The sequence below is a fragment of the Dehalobacter sp. 12DCB1 genome, assembly GCF_004343605.1.
In the GTDB taxonomy this organism is placed as follows: Bacteria; Bacillota; Desulfitobacteriia; order Desulfitobacteriales; family Syntrophobotulaceae; genus Dehalobacter.
On sequence record NZ_POSF01000014.1, the window covers coordinates 1 to 18,640 of the forward strand.

15 protein-coding genes are annotated in these 18,640 nt (G+C 38.6%); all 15 read right to left on the minus strand.

Annotated features, from left to right (window positions below):
• Positions 1–320 precede the first annotated feature (320 nt).
• The 15 genes from C1I38_RS06710 to C1I38_RS06775 all read right to left on the minus strand — a co-directional run bounded on the left by C1I38_RS06710 (position 321) and on the right by C1I38_RS06775 (position 18,635).
• Complete coding sequence (locus C1I38_RS06710) at positions 321–1,241, minus strand: DUF3102 domain-containing protein (protein ID WP_132102112.1); 921 nt, start codon at positions 1,239–1,241, stop codon at positions 321–323.
• 250 nt (positions 1,242–1,491) lie between these two features.
• Positions 1,492–2,208 carry a hypothetical protein gene (locus tag C1I38_RS06715; protein WP_119776367.1) on the minus strand — a complete coding sequence of 239 codons (717 nt, stop codon included), beginning with the start codon at positions 2,206–2,208 and terminating at the stop codon, positions 1,492–1,494.
• A 990-nt stretch (positions 2,209–3,198) separates the two neighbouring features.
• On the minus strand, positions 3,199–3,342 hold the full coding sequence (locus C1I38_RS14010) for a hypothetical protein (protein ID WP_165904921.1): 144 nt from the start codon (positions 3,340–3,342) through the stop codon (positions 3,199–3,201).
• Between the two features lie 16 nt (positions 3,343–3,358).
• Positions 3,359–4,531, minus strand: coding sequence for a uroporphyrinogen decarboxylase family protein (locus C1I38_RS06720; protein WP_119776369.1), 1,173 nt, complete (start codon positions 4,529–4,531; stop codon positions 3,359–3,361).
• A gap of 3 nt (positions 4,532–4,534) precedes the next feature.
• Complete coding sequence (locus tag C1I38_RS06725) at positions 4,535–5,173, minus strand: cobalamin-dependent protein (protein ID WP_119776370.1); 639 nt, start codon at positions 5,171–5,173, stop codon at positions 4,535–4,537.
• A 254-nt stretch (positions 5,174–5,427) separates the two neighbouring features.
• The gene (locus tag C1I38_RS06730) at positions 5,428–6,363 is read right to left on the minus strand and encodes a DUF2935 domain-containing protein (protein WP_034382454.1); all 936 of its coding nucleotides are present in this window, start codon (positions 6,361–6,363) and stop codon (positions 5,428–5,430) included.
• A gap of 138 nt (positions 6,364–6,501) precedes the next feature.
• The gene (locus tag C1I38_RS06735; RefSeq protein ID WP_026156557.1) at positions 6,502–7,548 is read right to left on the minus strand and encodes an SDR family NAD(P)-dependent oxidoreductase; all 1,047 of its coding nucleotides are present in this window, start codon (positions 7,546–7,548) and stop codon (positions 6,502–6,504) included.
• Positions 7,549–7,614: 66 nt separating this feature from the next.
• A complete protein-coding gene (locus C1I38_RS06740; RefSeq protein WP_083916808.1) occupies positions 7,615–9,006 on the minus strand; it encodes a UDP-glucose/GDP-mannose dehydrogenase family protein in 1,392 nt (463 codons plus the stop codon).
• A 195-nt stretch (positions 9,007–9,201) separates the two neighbouring features.
• On the minus strand, positions 9,202–11,688 hold the full coding sequence (locus tag C1I38_RS06745) for a DNRLRE domain-containing protein (protein ID WP_020492670.1): 2,487 nt from the start codon (positions 11,686–11,688) through the stop codon (positions 9,202–9,204).
• Between the two features lie 145 nt (positions 11,689–11,833).
• Positions 11,834–13,102: a polysaccharide biosynthesis C-terminal domain-containing protein gene (locus tag C1I38_RS06750; protein WP_020492669.1), complete on the minus strand. Its 1,269-nt coding sequence runs from the start codon at positions 13,100–13,102 to the stop codon at positions 11,834–11,836.
• Positions 13,099–13,809: a hypothetical protein gene (locus tag C1I38_RS06755; RefSeq protein WP_119774499.1), complete on the minus strand. Its 711-nt coding sequence runs from the start codon at positions 13,807–13,809 to the stop codon at positions 13,099–13,101. Before C1I38_RS06755 ends, C1I38_RS06750 begins: the two co-directional genes overlap by 4 nt.
• Positions 13,782–15,245: a hypothetical protein gene (locus C1I38_RS06760; RefSeq protein WP_119774500.1), complete on the minus strand. Its 1,464-nt coding sequence runs from the start codon at positions 15,243–15,245 to the stop codon at positions 13,782–13,784. Before C1I38_RS06760 ends, C1I38_RS06755 begins: the two co-directional genes overlap by 28 nt.
• Complete coding sequence (locus tag C1I38_RS06765) at positions 15,239–16,453, minus strand: O-antigen ligase family protein (RefSeq protein ID WP_020492667.1); 1,215 nt, start codon at positions 16,451–16,453, stop codon at positions 15,239–15,241. The genes C1I38_RS06760 and C1I38_RS06765 overlap by 7 nt, the downstream gene beginning before the upstream one ends.
• A gap of 3 nt (positions 16,454–16,456) precedes the next feature.
• On the minus strand, positions 16,457–17,527 hold the full coding sequence (locus C1I38_RS06770) for a glycosyltransferase (RefSeq protein ID WP_119774501.1): 1,071 nt from the start codon (positions 17,525–17,527) through the stop codon (positions 16,457–16,459).
• Positions 17,487–18,635 (minus strand): glycosyltransferase family 1 protein, encoded by a 1,149-nt coding sequence (locus tag C1I38_RS06775; RefSeq protein ID WP_165904924.1) that lies wholly within the window; start codon positions 18,633–18,635, stop codon positions 17,487–17,489. The genes C1I38_RS06770 and C1I38_RS06775 overlap by 41 nt, the downstream gene beginning before the upstream one ends.
• Positions 18,636–18,640: the final 5 nt, after the last annotated feature.

Here is an 18,640-nt window from a genome sequence, read left to right on the forward strand (position 1 = left end):
TTCCCTTTGATTTTCTTCCCGGGGTTGACATATACAGCCATCTTTCTGCTCCATTCTTACATAATGGAAATATTACTAATAAATACCATTATAAAAATATTTTAACTTCTTTAATTTGCATGGTCAATCCTGAAAAATAATTTTGGTATTATTTCGGAAACTTCTTTTCATGTCATATGCGTTTATCCGAATAAACAGCTTCAAGCGCTTTGGAACCAGTACGGTGAAAAGCAATTTTGAGCTTGTAGTATACCTCCTCGAATTCGGATTCGGCTCCGAATTTGAGGAGGTATGCCGTCCAGCTCCGTTCTCTTTTTTCCTTACTGCCCATCTCCGCAGGGGCAAGCTTCCCTGCTCCATGCCTCGTCTTTACGCCACACATCCATAAGATCGCAAACCTTATTCTTATAAATGATATACGTCTCCTTGTCATTAGGGGCGATTTCGCGCAGCTTTTGCTTTACTTCCCTAACGGTTTGATCCAAGTTTTCACAGAGGAAGGCGATATGGTTGGCCCTGACTTTGAGCGAAGTATTAATGAAGTTTGTTTTCATCCGCTCGTAGCCCTTGGCGGCTGAGCTTTTTTGGAGCGATTCCAGCGAATCATTCAGCTGCCTGGCCGTTTTAGCGAGTTCTGCTTTGGACGCCTTGACGTTCTCCAATTGGGCCTTTAGATTAGCGAGTTCCGCAGTCAGCTCGGTGATGGTACTACTTTGGTCTTCCACTGTTTTCTGAAAGTCCGCCTTCTCCTGCTGGGCCTGGTCTTTTTCTTGCCGGGCCTGCGTCCGTTCTTTGACCGCTTGACGCAGTTCCTGGGTGGTCATGCCTTCGACATCCATATCGACGATGAATTGCGCCCGTTCCTCCTTGGGGATACCTAAAAGAAGCACCGCCTGGCTGTAGTTTAATTTCGGATTCGGCTCCGAATTTGAGTTGGTAAGCTGTCCTTCTCCATACTCTTTGAAGATACGCATAAGTTTATTGGCCCTGCTCTGGGAGAAATCGACCGACTCCTCCAGCCACTTGCCCCATTCTCCGAACTTAAGCAGGGACTTGGCCTCCGTCAACCGTCTTCCAATCTCTACGGTGGCGGCAAGATAGATATTCTCAGCCTGATATTTGATCATGTTAATCTCAGCCGCGATTACATTCGGCGTGCGTCCGCTGATGACATCAGGTACTGTATTGGTTTCTGGATCATTCTCCGGATCGGTTGCTGTATCCTTTGCTGGATCCGTCATGATATCCACACTCCTTTGGAGTAATTTCACTTACAGGATATGTGGCCATGGCTTAAAAGTGTGACAACCTCATTCGTTAAGCTTTTTATTATAGGGAAGTAACTTTCTTATTTTCTTTCTTACTTCCCCCAAATGTGTACGCTTCACCTTGCTGTTGCCAGTTTCGGCAATGCTCTGTTAAATGAAGCTGGTCGCCCCCATATCCAGAGGGCGACAGGACGTCGATCCCTTAAATCAAACAACAATATTTCTAAATTTCTATGGAAAATGTATCAAGAAAGGTTTTAGTATCAAATAGGTTAGCCCATTTCATTTTATCAATCTTAATTATATAAGAGCCGTCATTATTAGTAGGTAGTGGTTCGTAAGAACCATCTATAATAAGTCTCCATTCATTCTGAGTTTTGTAAATATCACTCTTAACAAAATATGGATCTAGAACGCTCCCTGTAGTATTATAAGCTTTTTGATAGTCTCCTTCTTTTGAAAAGTCAGTTAAATCTCGATAAATAATTGGCCCGCTAGTAAATCCAAATTCCGGATTTGCATTTATTTGAGCTTTACGAAGCAGCTCTAAAAGCTCCTCAGAATTAAACAAAAGCACATAATCACCAAATTCTTTTATTGCCAACTTGTAATCATCAGCAAAAATATAGTTAGGGTCATTATAAAATAATATATCCTTTGTAATCATTGAAGCACAGAACAACAAAATAGAATCGTCCCCAACTATTGATTTCATAACAGTAGTTGGCTTAGGTATATAATCGAAAATATTTTGACCAGATTTATTAAGAACTTTTAAACTTGACGGATCAATCGGAACTTGCCCCTCTCTATTATCGCCACGATATATTGTTATATCAGTACGACATTTAGAAATTGGATTAAAATAAATTGACCCATTAGATAACATTTCTAAATGTCTCCGTTTCCCAAACTTTGCAATCAAATAGTTATCTGTCAATTTACCACCTCGAGGTATAGCTTAACATTCCTGTTGAACTCAAATGCCAATCTTCTGAATACGCGCCAGGACGGCGCGGCCTTTGCGGCCAATTTCATTTAACGGTTGGGTGTTACCGTAGCGTCATACTACTTTCATATTGGCAAAGTTACGGTAACACCTTGTTATCTGCTGCCCGTCGGAAATACTCCAGATAAACCGACACATTCATATTTCCTGGATATAAATAGTTGAACTCATGAATATCAGCCATCAATGGATATAAATGTAATTTCTGGGCAAATTGACAAATTCCTTCTTTGCTAAATTCGCAACCGCGGGTCTGTTGACAAATGGGTGTAAGACATCCACAATCCAAATTAAAATTTGGCTATTCTTGGAATTACTACACAGGTGTACTCAAAATCTAAAACGACAAATTTTCAAACTCACTCTATTGGTCTTGTAGAATCAAGCAATATCAATGTCTAAAATGATATAATTAAATAGGGTGATGGTGTAATCAATCATCAAAAAGTCGACTACCATTACAGACATTATATAAATAAATATCACTGAACCTAGACCCATTTCTTAACGATAATTCCACATTATCCCTCAATTTCCTTTATATTTATTCTCTTAAATTTAACGTAAATATTGAAAAGAACAAATAATCACAGCTTTTCAAATCATCGGATCGGGTGGCAAAGGCAATTCCCCAAAAGGCTGGAAATTAAGTTCCCTTGCTATAGTATTATTGCATCTCAACCTCAACTAGAGGTCTATTTGACTATTTGCCCTGTAAAGCCCAGAATATTTTGGGGAAGGACAGTAGCCGAAAAGAAAAATAAAAGCCTTATAAGGCTAATAAAGCTTAACTAAATCTTACTTTTCGGCAAAGTGAAGCAATTGGCAATGGCTTCAAGGTGTTTTCCCAAAATCAAAAGACTGTAACGATTTCAACCATCGTTACAGTCTCTTTACATTGGTCTTCCTTATTCTCTTTGTTTAAAAGAGCGCCAGGAAAGTTACATAGGCGAAAATCATTTCCTGCCCGATATCCCAATTCGTACCCATCGCAGGATCTTTATCTGCGAGCTCCGGATGCTGTTTAACGATATCACTCCAAGAGATCAACAATTGTTCTTCCATCGTGAAGCACCTCCTATTAATAAATACCATACTCCATAACAAACTTGTTTACGGCAATGATGTTTTCCGCCTTGCCGTCAGCTGCCGAAATAAGTTCCTTATCGGTAGAAAAAATATATCCTCCGCCAGGAGCCAGATCATCCAATAATTCTTTCGCTTTAGTAATACATTCTTCCTTCGTACCATATTGTAATAACGTTACCGGGAAAAGCCCTAGTATACACATGGTATTTCCAAGCTTTTGTTTAAGTTCTTTAGGATCACCGTGTTCGAACCATCCCAGTGTTTTCTTGACAGGTAATTCTTGAAGATGATTATAGTAACGTGACCAATCTCCTTCATAGAATGGCATTGGAATTACTCCGTTTGCAACGAAGGCCTCCACAATCGTTTTAAACATAGGCCAGTAAAATTTATCAAAATCTGCTGTCTTAAGCATAGGAGGTAAATGTAAAGGGAGTAGGATGATTTTGGGGTTTGCTTTCGGTGGTGTTGAAAACATCTGACCCATTCCAAACCTTATTACTAACGGAGTAAGTGCTTGAGCAGCCTCTAGCAATTCTTCAGGGCGACGACGCATATCCATAAATGCGCCTTTAATACCCCGGAAGAAATCGGCAATCCAATCTAATGGCATTATCGCTAAACCATCAAATAGCATAGGTATTCCATACTGGGATATTAGATTAGCCTCTGCAGCGCCCTTTTTCGCTCCATACATACCAAATTGCATAGCGCCTTTTGCTAGTGCTAAATCTTTTGCAGGTGTGTCTTTAGCTAATTCGGCATATTTCCGCGGCAAAACTTTTTCAACCATGAACCTAAACGGGTCTTTAATAAATTCAGGATATTCTTCGCTAGTCATTACTTCCGCATTCTCATCTGAATATTGAACAATGTTGCTCTCATTTAAATAATGAAAAGATTTACTGCCTAAAGCCTGATACATGCCACCAGGCCTGGCGTAAAACATGTGCAAGACGTCCATCGGGATGTCGTTAACTACTTTTAGAATAGACTTACTGCATTTATCCAAATCCCAGTTGGATTCGGAATCAGTGTACCCTGCATAGTAGGAAGACCATGTTCCAAGAGCGGAAGAAATCGGAACACGATCCGGTTGTTCCAGATTAATGGCTTTATAAACTCTTTCTACACGTTTTTGGTAAAGATTCATAACTTCACTCATCAATCAACCCACCCATCTTTGGCATATTTTGACCCCTTCAGCTGCGTTTGTCGAAAAGGCATCGGCCCCTATGCTTTTACAAACATTCTCATTAACAGGTACTCCGCCGATAATCACCTTGACCTTATTTCTGAGGCCCGCATTGTTCAGTCCATCAACCGTTTCTTTCATACTATCCAGCGCTAAAGTCAGTACGCCGCTTAAGCCAACAATATCAGGGTTAACTTCTTTTACCTTGTCCACGATCTGGCTAACCGGAACATTGATCCCTAAGTCGATCACCTCAAAATTTGCGGCTTCAACCATGGATCTGAAAATATTTTTGCCTATGTCATGAAGATCTCCGAAAACGGTAGCCAGGACAATTTTTCCGCCTTTTGCTGAGAACCCTGCACTTAAAACCGGTTTGAGTTTGTCCATTACGCTTTGTAACATTTCCCCGGCAAAGACTAAGTCCCCGATAAAGTACTCGCCCGAATCATAGCGTTCACCTACGAGCGTCATACCTTGCTGACAGGCTTTAACAATTTCTTGGACTTCTGCGGCGTTGTCATCTTTGCTTAGCACTTCATCAATCGCCTTGTTTAACACGTCTTCGTCCAAATCGGACATCGCTTGAGTCAGGACTTTCAAATCCACCACTTTCAATCATCCTCCTTGAATTTTTTTGTTTAGTTCTGCAATGCTGAAATAATTTTCTTATTTCATTTACTCGTCTATACAAGTAAAGATATCATTTGCTAAAAACACATGAATTAGTTGACGATAATTTGTCCATAAAAAAACAAACGGGATCAAACCCCGATTTTGTATTTTAGCTTAGAACAGTATCCCAATTCCATTCTATTGATTCAAATATGCTGTCTATTTTGAAATGATAGAAATAATCTAAGGTGTTATAATTGTAAATCCCGTTTTGACCTGTTTAATATTCTAAGGTAATGATTGGCTTCTCTTAATACATGATCTGCTAAGAGTGGAATGATTATTGATTTTATCTTACATGTTAGTAGCCCTTCTGTACCTGCTGCTTTAAAATCCCTTAATGCTCGGGTTGCCGTAATAGTTTCCCGTGTCAGACGTCCTATGTCTGTCTTTTTTTGGGCTGCTGGTACTCTTTGCTCAAGTGAATGAAATTCCCTATCAAAGCCCTCTGCTTTGACTATTAGGCTAGATTCAGTTGGATCTAATAAGTGACGAATAAACTGTGCATGCTCCGCCATTTGCCTATTCCAAAATTTTTCTTCTTCAATAGCCTCCTGAACAAAATCAATTGCCATGTGCCGTTGCAACCGTTCTAAATGATTTATGTAAAATAAGGCTTCTCTTCGGATATGGATTATTAATAAAGGAAAATTAAAAGTGAACAATTTACATTGAAGCATTCCGTTAAGTATGTTGGTTTTAAACTGGACCAATGCATTGGTCAAACTAATGGCTTTCTGATTTAAGACAGTGACTTGTGCCTCCAGTTGTGCTGGATTTATTCCGGTATTAGGGGTTAGTCCGAATTCTTCATTCGTAATAACTGATTCAATAGCAATACCGGATAGTTCCTCAGTAATTTGTTCTGCTCGTAGCGTTTTATCTGTTATTGATTCCCCTGAGCTTAATGTTTCTTCACTGATAACCCCGTTTGCCAAAAAAACAGCTTCCCTTAATAATTCAGCAAATTGGGTCTTAAACATATCCGCTTGCCGCGCGAATGCTGCATCCTTCGCCACAAAACCAGCTTCGAGAAATATGGAGTGCTCTTTCATAATTCGTCCAAAAAAGAGGTGTAATTCCAGGGATTCCCGGACAAAATCTCCTGGCAGTAATATTGCGTTCAATTAAATCCCTCCTAAATTAACTCTTATGCTAAAACGTATTTTTCAAATAACTCATTTATTCCATTATCTCTAGAAATCTCCTCATGTCTTTTTTCTAACGGATCTGTCTAGTTTGCTGTTGTCAATCCTTCCAAGAAATTAGGATATCCGATAATAATCAACATACCAATCCGCAAACCGTTGCAGCCCTTCCTCGATAGTTGTACTCGGCTTAAACTCAAAATCCCTCTCTAGGGGTGTACTGTCGCTATACGTGGCCTTTACATCTCCAGGTTGCATTGGAAGGAGCTCTTTCTTCGCAACAATCTCTCGACTGACCGCTTTACTCAACGCCTTCTCTAAAGCAGCGATATAATCCATCAATTGTTCCGGCCGATTATTACCAATATTGTAAACTGCGTATTGTAACCCATCGAGGATGCTGTCTTTATCTACTCTCTTAGCTGGCGGATTACAAAGTATCCTCATCATTGATTCTATAATATCATCGATATAGGTGAAGTCTCGATAACAATTCCCGTAGTTAAATACCTTAATGGCCTCGCCATTAAATATCTTCTGAGTAAAAGCATAATAGGCCATGTCCGGTCTTCCCATCGGGCCGTATACAGTAAAGAACCGCAAGCCGGTAGAAGGTATGCTATACAATTGGCTATAGCTATGCGCCATTAATTCATTGGATTTCTTCGATGCAGCATAGAGAGAAACAGGATTGTCTACTTTATCCTCTGTTGAAAACGGCACTTTCATATTAGCGCCATAGACTGAACTTGACGATGCATAGACTAAGTGTTGGACAGGATTGTGACGACAGGCTTCCAAAATATTATAGAAACCAATAATATTACTCTGAATATATGCATCCGGGTTCTTAATAGAATATCGTACTCCCGCCTGTGCTGCTAAATTCACCACAATCTCGGGCTTATACTCTTCAAAGACCTCCTTAAGGGTTTCTCCATCTGAGATATCCTCTTTTATAAAAGTGTACTGTTCTTGTTCTTCTAATAGCTTAAGTCGGCTCTCCTTTAAATTCACATCATAGTAGTCGTTCATATTATCAATGCCAACGACTCTGCATCCTTGTTCCAAAAGCTTCTTAGATAAGAAAAAACCAATGAATCCGGCGCTGCCGGTAATTAAATAAAGTTTACTCGGGTCTAATTCCTTATATCCTTCTATCATGGTCATCAACTTCTCCTTTTATAATAGATAGATAGCTTTCCTAACTAATATCCTCACTTAATACCATTATTTTCTGCCAATCGAATAGTATTCAACGCCGCTTTCTCTCATCTCATTTACATCGTAAATATTCCGGCCATCATAAACAAGAGGTGTACGCATGAGCTTCTTATAGTCTCCCGGCTCCAGTGCTTTAATTTCTTCCCATTCGGTAAATATAAAGCAGACATTTGCACTATCCAGTGCTTCTTCAGCTGTCCTTACATAATGTATGCTTTTCTTGCCATACTTCACTTCTTGTTCTAAACCCGTGTTAAAAAATTGTCTTTTAAAGTTCTCCGTACCAACCGGATCATAGGCATAAATATCCGCCCCTTGCGTTAATAATAAAGGTACATTTGCTAGCGATGGGGCTTCTCTTAAATCATCAGTCCCGGGCTTAAAGGTTAGCCCTAATACTGCTACTTTCAAACCATTAAAGGTGATAAGCCGCTGACAAGCCTTCTTATACAGAAGGAGTTTTTGATCGTTATTGACATCGATAGCAGCCTTAACTGTTCTAATGTTATACCCATGCAAAGTTGCCAGATAATCTAGTGCTTTCGTATCTTTTGGGAAGCAACTCCCGCCATATCCAATACCCGCATTTAGGAATCTACTGCCAATCCGGCTGTCATACCCCATCCCTCTGGCGACTTCTTCAATATCGGCGCCGACCAGTTCACAAAGGTTTGCAATATCATTCATATAGGATATTTTTAATGCTAGAAAATCATTGGCGGCGTATTTAATCATCTCAGCAGAGCGTCTTGACACGGATACGATCGGCAAGCCAAACGGCTCATAGATTGTTATAAGCGTATCCCTGGCTTTTTGGCTATTTGTGCCGATAATAATCCTAGCCGCCTCAAGCGTGTCGCGTACTGCCGTGCCTTGAGCTAAGAATTCTGGATTTGATGCGACTTGTACTTCTACATCATTTGCTAAAAAATCCTGAATAAACTTCTCGACTTTATCATTGGTACCCACGGGAACTGTGGATTTCACCACTACGAGGCAGTCCTTTTCTACCGTTTCCGCAATTTGTCTTGCAACTGTTGCTATGTATACTAAGTTAGCAGAACCATCAGGCTGTTCAGGGGTTCCTACACCAACAAAAATGGCATCTGCATTTTTGTAAGCAGATTTATAGTCTGTCGTAAAAGTTAATCTCGCTTCATTAAGGTACATCAATTCCTGTAAATCTTGTTCGTAAATTGGAGATGTTCCCCGTTGCAGCATTGTTATTTTTTTCTCATTAATATCTACACAAGTGACGTTATGTCCTCTATGGGCCATACATACCCCTGAAACCAAGCCAACATAACCCGTCCCCGCTACGGTGATGTTGAGCGGACGTTCAATACTTAATGGCTTTTGAGATCGGGGGGATAACGTTTTAAATGTTATGTCATACATAATCATTAATCATTCTCCATTTCCGTTGATTGATCTTCGGAGAAAAACATCTGGACAAACGCTCTCCTATGTAATCTTATTCCAGTCCAATCTATACAAGAATCAATAAATCATTTTTTTGTTCGGCACAAAAAGAAGAGCCCTTAGGGACTCTTCCTTCATAATATCGTTAACTACATATTAACAATATCCCTGCTACTCCATCTCGATTACCAGTTCAGGTAGGTTGAGGCTAGCTTCACTGGAATTATATTTGGTATACTGGGATGAAATGTTTGCTAAAGCAAAGCTGTACTCTCCATTGCCTGTAATCGCTGCTGTCACATCATAATCAACCCAGGAATCAATTGTTACCTTCGTCTTTGTACTCAAAGGCTCCCCTATTATACTCGGGGCATTATTGTAAGTTAATCCACTTTCCAACCAGGGAATACTGGTTCCATTGTAATTGTTGGATACAGCATAGATAGAACCTCCATCTCTACTGCTTGCAACAGAATATACCCTTATCTTAGCGTTCTTCATCGTACCGCTTAATCCGGTTACATTGAACTTAAGATAGCTATGGAGCGTATATGTGCTTTTACGCACTTCCAATGTAGTTATTGAGCCGTAGTTTTTATTCGGATTTATACTGCTAACCTTTGCATCGTCGGTTGGCGTAAACTTGCTAATCTGGGGTATGGGGTCTACTGATACAGTAACACTCGCTGAACTGCTCACTCCGTTGCTGTCGGATACTGTGGTTGTTATGGTATGAGTACCGATAGTCAAATTGCTAACGTTAAATGAACTGCCATTTCCGATTAAACCATCAATCGATGAGGTCCATGTCATACTCGCACTCAGGTTCCCATCCTCCGTATCACTGGCGCTTCCGCTGAAGTTTATGGCGTCGCCACTCATATAAGAGGCTCCGTTTACAGGACCGATTATACTCACGGTTGGCGCATTGTTGTTCGTTGGTATGGATAACTCATATATTTTTCCGTCGTTTTCATTTGGATCCACATTGTTATCTACACCGCGATCAGTTACATACATAGCCACAGATGCCGGATCGGTACTGCTCGGTCCGAAGCCTATCCCCGAAAGTTTTCGGGCTGAAGCTGCAGAGATATCAATCGTTTGTTCCAAAGTACCGGCTACGGTAACCTCTGCCACAACAGTCCTCGATGCTGTGTCTGAAATGTACAAATGGCCTGTAGCTGGGCAGAAGCCAATTCCTTCTGGATCGTGTACTCCTAAAATTGTAGTGTCAAAGTTTGTCACAAGATCATCACCATATGGCGGTACACCATCGAACTGGCCATTGATACCCGGCTTAATTAGATAAACTTCTTCATTGACACCATCAACGATAAAAAGGGTGTTGGACGAAGAATCAAATGCCACTCCTTCAGGATCGTTCGAGCCAAAATATGAGGTCATAAACACTGAACGGGTGTCGTCTGAAGTGCCAAAAAAACCATCCTTGCCGGGTGCCACCTCAAATATTCTATGCCCATCGTCCTCCGAAATAAACATATGCCCGTTGGCAGGGTTATAGGCAATGCCCGTTGGTTCTTTGGTAAAAGATCTTATATTAGAAGTTCTAACGATTGTACCGCTAAGCGTGGTTTCAAATAGGTTCGCGTTTGCCCATAGATTGGTCATTTCATCCACTTCGGAATCACAAAATAAAAGCGTATTTGATGATGGTAAATATTCGATGCCGCATGGATCAGGACTCGGCGGTGTTAAACTAGAAGTGTCGATGGTATGGTACAGCACTGAACTAAACGTACTTGCAGCCATAACAACCGGTTCGTATAAGGACAACTCAATGATACGGCTACTGTCTGCCAGATAAAGACTTGTTTGCTGCGGATTATCAGTCTGATCAAAGCTTGGCGCAAAAACCAAAGCTTTCAGGTTAGTGAGTTTAAAAGTTGATAAGTTGCGGGTGGCTACAATCTCTCCGGACTGCGCTATTTCATATAGCGTCTGGTTATCTTGACTAAAAAGGTGAAGATGACCGGTTGCCGAATCAAAGGCCAGCCCATGGGGCTTTAAGATGCCAAGTTGCCGAAGATCCACCGTTGTAATAGATGCATTCTCCAACCCCTTGCTGCCTGCTGGCGTGATTTTAATTATACTCGGCCCGGACAAATCCAAAATAAATATCTGTTTTCCGGTATGATCCACGGTCATGCCCTTTGGCTTTTTCAATCTCCAAGATTGAATATTTTGCCGGGTCAGCATAGATGGCTGCAATTTGCCGTCAGTTCCCGTTGGAACCAGGACAAGGCTCTGTCCGCTTTGTTCTAAGATCAACAAGCCGCCAAAATCCTCATCATATGCGGTATTTACAGAGTCCAGTTTGGCAACCGGAATACGAACTGATCCTTCAAGTTTTTCATCCATCGTAACTGACAATAAATCAGTAAATTGTGAGAGTGATGGGTCCGATGGATTCGTGTTCATAACCTCAAATTGATTTGTTTTGGGTAGGAAGGTCAGCCCCCCTAGGTTTGGAATCCCGATATTCATTGTGTCGATTACCCTGACCTTATGAAAAAAACCACCTTGACCCTGGGGTTTTTCAGCAGCATAGGTAATGGGCGTTATCCAAGTAAGCACAATAACCATGGCAAGACATTTTGACATTGGTCTCCAGAAATGCCATTTGTGGGTTCTCATTTATTATCCTCCTTATCTTTCATTCAATTATTTTTTATATTTGCAATCTTCTTTTCCATCACTTCCATTGAAGAAGAAAATCGCCTTCATATCATAGTTATGCTATTAAACTTTGTCCTTATTATTGGTATTTGCCAGACCATACTTATTTCTTTATAAAATTAAAGATCATCTTAATATCTTTACGCTTGATTATCAACATATCTAATAACGGTGTTCTTGTTTTCAGACAAAAATATACTAAAAAGCTTATCCCACAAACTATATATGAAGCAAAAGAGGCAGCTGCAGCTCCCATTATGCCATATGATGGAATAAGGATAATATTTAAACTCACATTTAAAATTGCAGCTATACCTAAAAGAACCAGATTCACATTTTTATGACCATTCACCACATTGTATGAATAAACCATTTTGTAAAATACCATACCTAAAACTCCTGCTAATAATATCATCGTAACAAAATAGGCACCGCTAAATTCAGCTCCATATAATAGACAAATAACTGGTTTGCCAAAAAACACGGCAGCTAGAATAAAAAGAAGCATCATAAAAAATGAGATCCTGCTAATTTTGACCACTTCTTCAGCCGTTCTTCCTTTAGTAAGCTTAGATAGTAATATATCTTTAAGCGCATCCGGTATCATCCATAATTTATTTGCTAACAGTACACCCAGCGAGTAAATACCTATTTGAGCCATATCTATGTTGAAATATTGTAGAATAAGCACATCAACCTTATAATTTATTTCCATAAAAATAACTGTAACCATTGGAACAATGCCGTATTTTATATAGGGAGAAATCCCTTTCAAATTGGGACGAATAGTTTTAACTTTGATTTTTAAATTTGAAACTGCAATGATAAAGTAGACTAAATGTTTTACTATTAAGAAAGTGATACAAAGAAAATAGTTTGCTGTTGTAAAGATCATTAGAATAACAAGAAAAGCGATATCAAACAAGTCAAGTCGAATACTGGCAGTATTTCGCAATTTAGGATTTTCTATTAAGACCACATAGTTTAACTGCTTAATTCCCATCAGTAATGGGATTAGTAAAGTTACAACTTTAAGATCCGTCGGTAAATCCAAAAGAAAAATTAAGATAGCACTTATAATGATGTAGAGGAAAAACAGTCCAAAAACATAATTGATATATTCTCTATAAATATCCTGACCAGTCTTTTTTTTAAAAAAAGGATACGCCTGATATACACCAAAACAGAGAACTAAAGAAATCAATCCTGCATAATTCAAAATAACAGAAGCCTCACCCCTCAACTCCGCCCCTAAATACCGGGTATAGAGTATGGAATGGACTAACCCTGTCATTACGCCAATAATTCTGGCTAACATGGAAAAAACATATGCGTTATCTGTCAGTTTACGTATAGTTTTTTCGAAAATCATTCGTATTGGTTCCTTTGACTTAATAAGTTTAACATTCTTTGTATGTTTATTTGTATTGGTTTATCCGTTTCAAGATCAATAATCGGCCATTCTTTTTGGATGGTTTTTACTTTGTTGCGTACTGCAATAAAATTAATTTCTGTTATTCGCAATAACTTTTTCAAGTCCAAATCATTGCTAATTACATCCAATCTTCCTGTGTTTTTTTTTCTGATGTGTATCCGTTTACTGGATAATTCTATGGGTACATTGCAATTTACGATATAAATCTTGCTCTCAGCTTTTAAGATAGAAGTGAAACACCGATTAAACCTTTCACAATGTTTTAACTGATCAAATCCTAATAATGAAATTATATTTTGAATTAAACCATGATCACATAAAATGAAATTATATTCTCCGGTTTTCAAGCACCATCGATAGATCAAACTAATTCTTAATGCAGCCCAATATATAAATAATGTATTTTCTTTTTTTCTTCCTATTACTAAAAAAAATCTTATGTATTGAAGAAATAACGGCCATTCAAAACATCTAATTATGTTTTTAAATGGGTGCTCTTTAAATATATGATAAGCTTCACCGAATAGAATGACGCGATATCCCCTTCTAATTAACTCTTCCTTTAATTCTCTTGCCAATGTTGTTTTACCGCATCCTGCTAACCCATTAAATTCGATTATCTTTGTTTCCGCAGGTTGTCCCATATTAATTCTTTTATCTCCTTTATCTCTTTACCATATTCCATGGTCGAATCAATGTAATACACTTTTGAATATTCAAATGATAAACTTTTAACTATTTCATGTTTTCTTTTTACGGTATCAAAATCTTCCTCTGGTTTTCTTTTGATCGATATTTCAGGTGGTAAAATCAGTTTAAATACAAGTCCAGGAACAATTTTTTCAGCCCTGATAAGATAATTCTCTTCCACTTTGGCACAGTAAAGTATATATTTTTTTAACAATGGATTGCTAATTTTATCTACATAGTTAACTCTAATCTTAGGACCATCATTAATACCAAAATGCTTTGTTTGGGGATATCTGTCAAAGATAGCAATACCTCCGCACAGAACATATTTTTTTGCTTTGTTGAGCGATTTATATGTTCTCCTGGCAGCAGATATATGATTACTTAACGTAAGTAAAGCAGATAACACAGCTACTATTTTATAGATTTTTTTGTTTTCAATTTTTTTCTTTAAAGTTTTTTGCCATGAATAATAGTGTTCTCCACTGCCAAGATAAAACTTATTGGCATCTAACTTCCATGTTAACCATTCCAGTATTTCATCCGTCACAGTACTTTTTCCTGAACCATCCTGCCCAATAAACGCTATCATCATTCCACCAGTTTGGGGTGTCTTTTTATAGATAATTAACCTTTTAACTTTTTTTCTTAATAAATTCCTGATAGGAAGCACGATATTAAAATAATTTTTCTGCACAAGTGACGTAAATGTGCTCATCGTACAACAAGGTATCATACTTTTAGTTATATACTTGTGTAATGACAAAAAGTCTTCGGAAGTAAGGGTCTGTCTTTCAATAAATTCTTTTAACAACTTGTCACTACCATAAAATTTTTTTATTAAAATTGTTAATGGTGTTAAGTTAATTCTTTTTTTTAAATAAGTTATTTCTTTTAAAGTGCCGATGTCTAATTTAAAATTGCCTCTTTTTGCAGTGTAAATCTTCTTTAATGATGCTTTCAGGGCAATACGTGTATACAGGGTCATGATCTCCATATTTGGCTCCATGATATATACACCTGTACGATTGTCTTTAATTCTTGTGTCAAGAGCCTCCTGCGACCAAGGTAAGTTATATTCTTTCAGACCTCGATGGCCGGTTATGATTTGGTAATGTAGATGAATATGGATCAATCTGCCCGTTTGGGCATCATAGCCAATCCAATCATCTACGCCTGGATATCGAGAACCGTATTGTGGATTACACTCAATAAAATTTAAGTTCCTCAGTATGCTTTCACAGTGATTTTTGTTGTCCAAAGAAACAAGTACATCTAAATCTGTCAAACCATTTAGACCTTCTTCGAGGTGCTCATTGCTTTTCCAATGGCAATAATGTATTTTGCTGTTATTCCAGTTAAAAAAAAGCTGTTTTGATATCTCTAGCATCTTAAACCGCCCCCTTTTCCGTTTACCTTTTCTTCTTGTCTAAAAAGTAAAGTCCAGGTGAGTGCCAGGATAATTTGCGTATATATATCGATATAAGATACCATCCCATATTCATTTACAATAATGGATACCAAGATGGTGACCATGATCAATTGTAAGGGGGCAAGCCTTTTTTTAAGGCGAACAGCTTTCTCCAACATCTTGAAATATATAAAATAATAGATTGCTGTTCCAATCATCCCCAGATCAACTAACAGTTCAATATAATTATTATGAGCATAGACACCGGTTGTTCCGGCATAAGTTTTCATTGTTCCAAGCAGACTCATATAATTGTTAATACCATAACCAATCCATGGCTTCATCTTAAACCATTCCAGGCCCCACTCGATCATCTTTAACCGCATGCTCGTACTTCCATCTGTTTTACCAGTACCAATAAATCCATAGATCAGCGTCTCAAAGCGAGAACCAACCATGTCGTAGACAAAGGGAATATTCATAATCGCATAAAAGGCTACACAGACCAACCCAATTGCGAGCAGGGCATTTCTGAGGCGTTTTAAAATATTACTTTGACTGAAGATGTAATACAAAAGTAACGGAATCAGCATAAACAATATGGCTTTCCTCGATCCGGACAAAATTACAATCCCTGTATTCAAGGCCATACTGAACAGGTAAATGATTCTATATTTTTTACCTGTCAAAAATAAATAAGCACCCAGCACAACTGCGATCCCGGCACGCATCCCGATTAAATTGGAACTCATTATACTATCCAGGTTTCTGGTATCCTGAAACGCAAGAAGCCCAAAAGACATAACAACTCGCATTTCCAGAATCATTGGGGCAAAGACCATTGTATTTAATATCAAAGTAATCCTGTCAGTTTGATTTTTAATATACACAAGCAGACAATAAATTCCGATAAAATTCAGTACCAACGTCTGGTAGCGATAAGCAGCATTATCGATAGAAAGTGCCCAAGAAAAGGATAACCCTGCAAATATGCTAAAGGCTAGCATCCATTTTACATAAGTATTAAGATAGAGTTTTTGTGACTTCATAATATAGATAATGCAGGGGATAACAAGTAAGACTTTAATCAGCCTTAACAGATTATCTCCTGGGTCCAGCACTATAGAACCAAAGATGTATAAAACGATCAAAATATCCACTATTTTGATTCTATTCGATAAAATCATGTATCACATCATCCGTTCCCATTCAGTTACTATTTTACCCACTGCCAAATCTAAACTGACTTTTGTAGCATTCCTGGAAATAGCAGCTGCTTTCTCTGGGTTTTCTATGATATATTTCATTGCTTCAAACATGGCCTTCACATCTCTCACCGGAACCAATATCCCATTCTCATAGGAATTAATCATCATTCTCGCTCCGCCGCAAGGGCAGTCAGTGACAATACATGGGAGACCGATGGCCATCGCCTCGATCATAGAGTTGGAAAGGCCTTCGTAATCCGAAGAGGAAACAAACATGGTACACTCGATTACTTTTTCATGTATATCTGGAATGCTTCTGTGCACAGTAATGCAATGCCGTAAGTGTTTTTGATCAATATAGGTTTCTATTCGATTCCTTTCACTGCCGTCTCCATAAAGGGATAGCCTATATTCGGGGTACTCCTTATGAAATAATGCAAATGCATCAATCAACAGCAAGAGGTTCTTTTGCTTTTCTAAACGTCCAAAATTAACGATTTCTTTTCTTCTTTCTCCCCAGAACAATTCCGGCAGTCCTTCCATAATAGGGTTGGCAATAACAACTGTTTTCTCTTGAACCGCTTTTGGAAAGTAGGCCTTAGCACCCGGTGTCTGGCATACCAGACCGTCTGCCCATCGATATAGAAAGGATCTGAGGGGTTTAATCATTTTTTTATTATCCTGTTGGGTCGGATCATTTCTTTCGGAGATAATTATTTTATTTTTCAATCTCAAACCCGCAATGATCGTCTGCATGTTAACAAAGTATTCGAAGGCAACGATAGTAGCACCTGGGTTGTTTTTAAATACGTTTCGCAGTTGCCGAATCCTGTCCAATTTATTGATCAGTTTTTGTGTATATCTTACTTTTAAAAAGATTTGCTCAACCCATTGATTCATTGGATAGGTTTCATACCTGTTATTAAAAGCGTATACCGAAACATGATACCCTTTTCCTGCAAAGGCGTTTGCTAAAACACTGATAACGCGCCCCGCACCCCCGTTGGCTACTTCATTGCTGATAAAGATGATACGATTTGCTTTTTCCATCATTTATTTCATCACCTCCTCCAACTAACTTATAATAAATTTCTTTTAATTGCTTGGCATTTTCCTGAATATCAAAACCAGCCGCCTGGATTTGCTCTAATACACCCTCTTTTATCTTTTCTCTGTCAGGGATTTTTATGGAACGAATCTTTTCGGCCCATGCAGACGGCCCTTCTTGCAGCGGCATATAGGTAACCAAATCTGTTAATTTACATTCTTTTGTGATTACGTCAGAAATCACACAGGGCAGACAGGCAATCTGCCACTCTAACACCACGTTAGGTAAGCCTTCGAATCTAGACGGAAAGATCATAATATCCATTGCTTGCAGCATATCAGCCATATTGGATATACTCCCGGTAAAAATAACTTGTTCTTCTAATTCATACGCTTCAACCATTTTCTCTATCTGTGGACGAAGTGAACCCTCACCTATCAAATAAAGTACATAATGTTTATCTTCACAAGCCAACTCCTTGAATATCTTAATTAAATATTCATGATTTTTTTGATAATTGAAGTTGCCGGCATGCCCTATAACAACCTTACCGGTTAATTTTAATTTTGTTCGTAGCTCAATTCTTCTGTTTGGGTTATAAGCAAACTTTGAGATATCTTTGCCATTAGGGATTACTCTGAAATCTTTATTGCCAAAGAGCCATTTGCCCGCTTGAATACCACACGCAAAGCCCTGTGTATAGGACAAATTAAATAACGGCCGCAGTAACTTATTTAATCTAGGATAATTCGTACATGTATTACGACTATGGGCAATCCTTACTTTACAACCCGCCAATTTAGCAGCCCACATCTCGATAGCTAATGTGGTACTATTGCCATGAGCATGAACAATGTCATATTGATTTCTTTTTATCAAGCGGCGCAAAGCTAAAAAATACCGGAAAGTTTCCTTCATTCGTAACGGAAGCACATGTATGCCGCATCCCATCTCTCGTATAATCCTAAGCATCTCCGGATGAAAGTTCTGGCTGACTAAAGCAAAGTCAATCTTCATGTCGGAGCGTTCTGTTGCTTCCAAATAAGAAGTGATACTATTCGTGATGCCTTCAAAATCTAAACCAATGGTATTTAAAATTAAAATTTTTAACATAGTGA

What these genes read in the sequence shown, in the direction of transcription:
- C1I38_RS06710 (WP_132102112.1), bottom strand. Translation starts at nt 1,241, where the DNA reads ATGACGGATCCAGCAAAGGATACAGCAACCGATCCGGAGAATGATCCA.
- C1I38_RS14010 (WP_165904921.1), bottom strand. Translation starts at nt 3,342, where the DNA reads ATGGAAGAACAATTGTTGATCTCTTGGAGTGATATCGTTAAACAGCAT.
- C1I38_RS06720 (WP_119776369.1), bottom strand. Translation starts at nt 4,531, where the DNA reads ATGAGTGAAGTTATGAATCTTTACCAAAAACGTGTAGAAAGAGTTTAT.
- C1I38_RS06735 (WP_026156557.1), bottom strand. Translation starts at nt 7,548, where the DNA reads ATGATAGAAGGATATAAGGAATTAGACCCGAGTAAACTTTATTTAATT.
- C1I38_RS06740 (WP_083916808.1), bottom strand. Translation starts at nt 9,006, where the DNA reads ATGTATGACATAACATTTAAAACGTTATCCCCCCGATCTCAAAAGCCA.
- C1I38_RS06745 (WP_020492670.1), bottom strand. Translation starts at nt 11,688, where the DNA reads ATGAGAACCCACAAATGGCATTTCTGGAGACCAATGTCAAAATGTCTT.
- C1I38_RS06750 (WP_020492669.1), bottom strand. Translation starts at nt 13,102, where the DNA reads ATGATTTTCGAAAAAACTATACGTAAACTGACAGATAACGCATATGTT.
- C1I38_RS06755 (WP_119774499.1), bottom strand. Translation starts at nt 13,809, where the DNA reads ATGGGACAACCTGCGGAAACAAAGATAATCGAATTTAATGGGTTAGCA.
- C1I38_RS06760 (WP_119774500.1), bottom strand. Translation starts at nt 15,245, where the DNA reads ATGCTAGAGATATCAAAACAGCTTTTTTTTAACTGGAATAACAGCAAA.
- C1I38_RS06765 (WP_020492667.1), bottom strand. Translation starts at nt 16,453, where the DNA reads ATGATTTTATCGAATAGAATCAAAATAGTGGATATTTTGATCGTTTTA.
- C1I38_RS06770 (WP_119774501.1), bottom strand. Translation starts at nt 17,527, where the DNA reads ATGATGGAAAAAGCAAATCGTATCATCTTTATCAGCAATGAAGTAGCC.
- C1I38_RS06775 (WP_165904924.1), bottom strand. Translation starts at nt 18,635, where the DNA reads ATGTTAAAAATTTTAATTTTAAATACCATTGGTTTAGATTTTGAAGGC.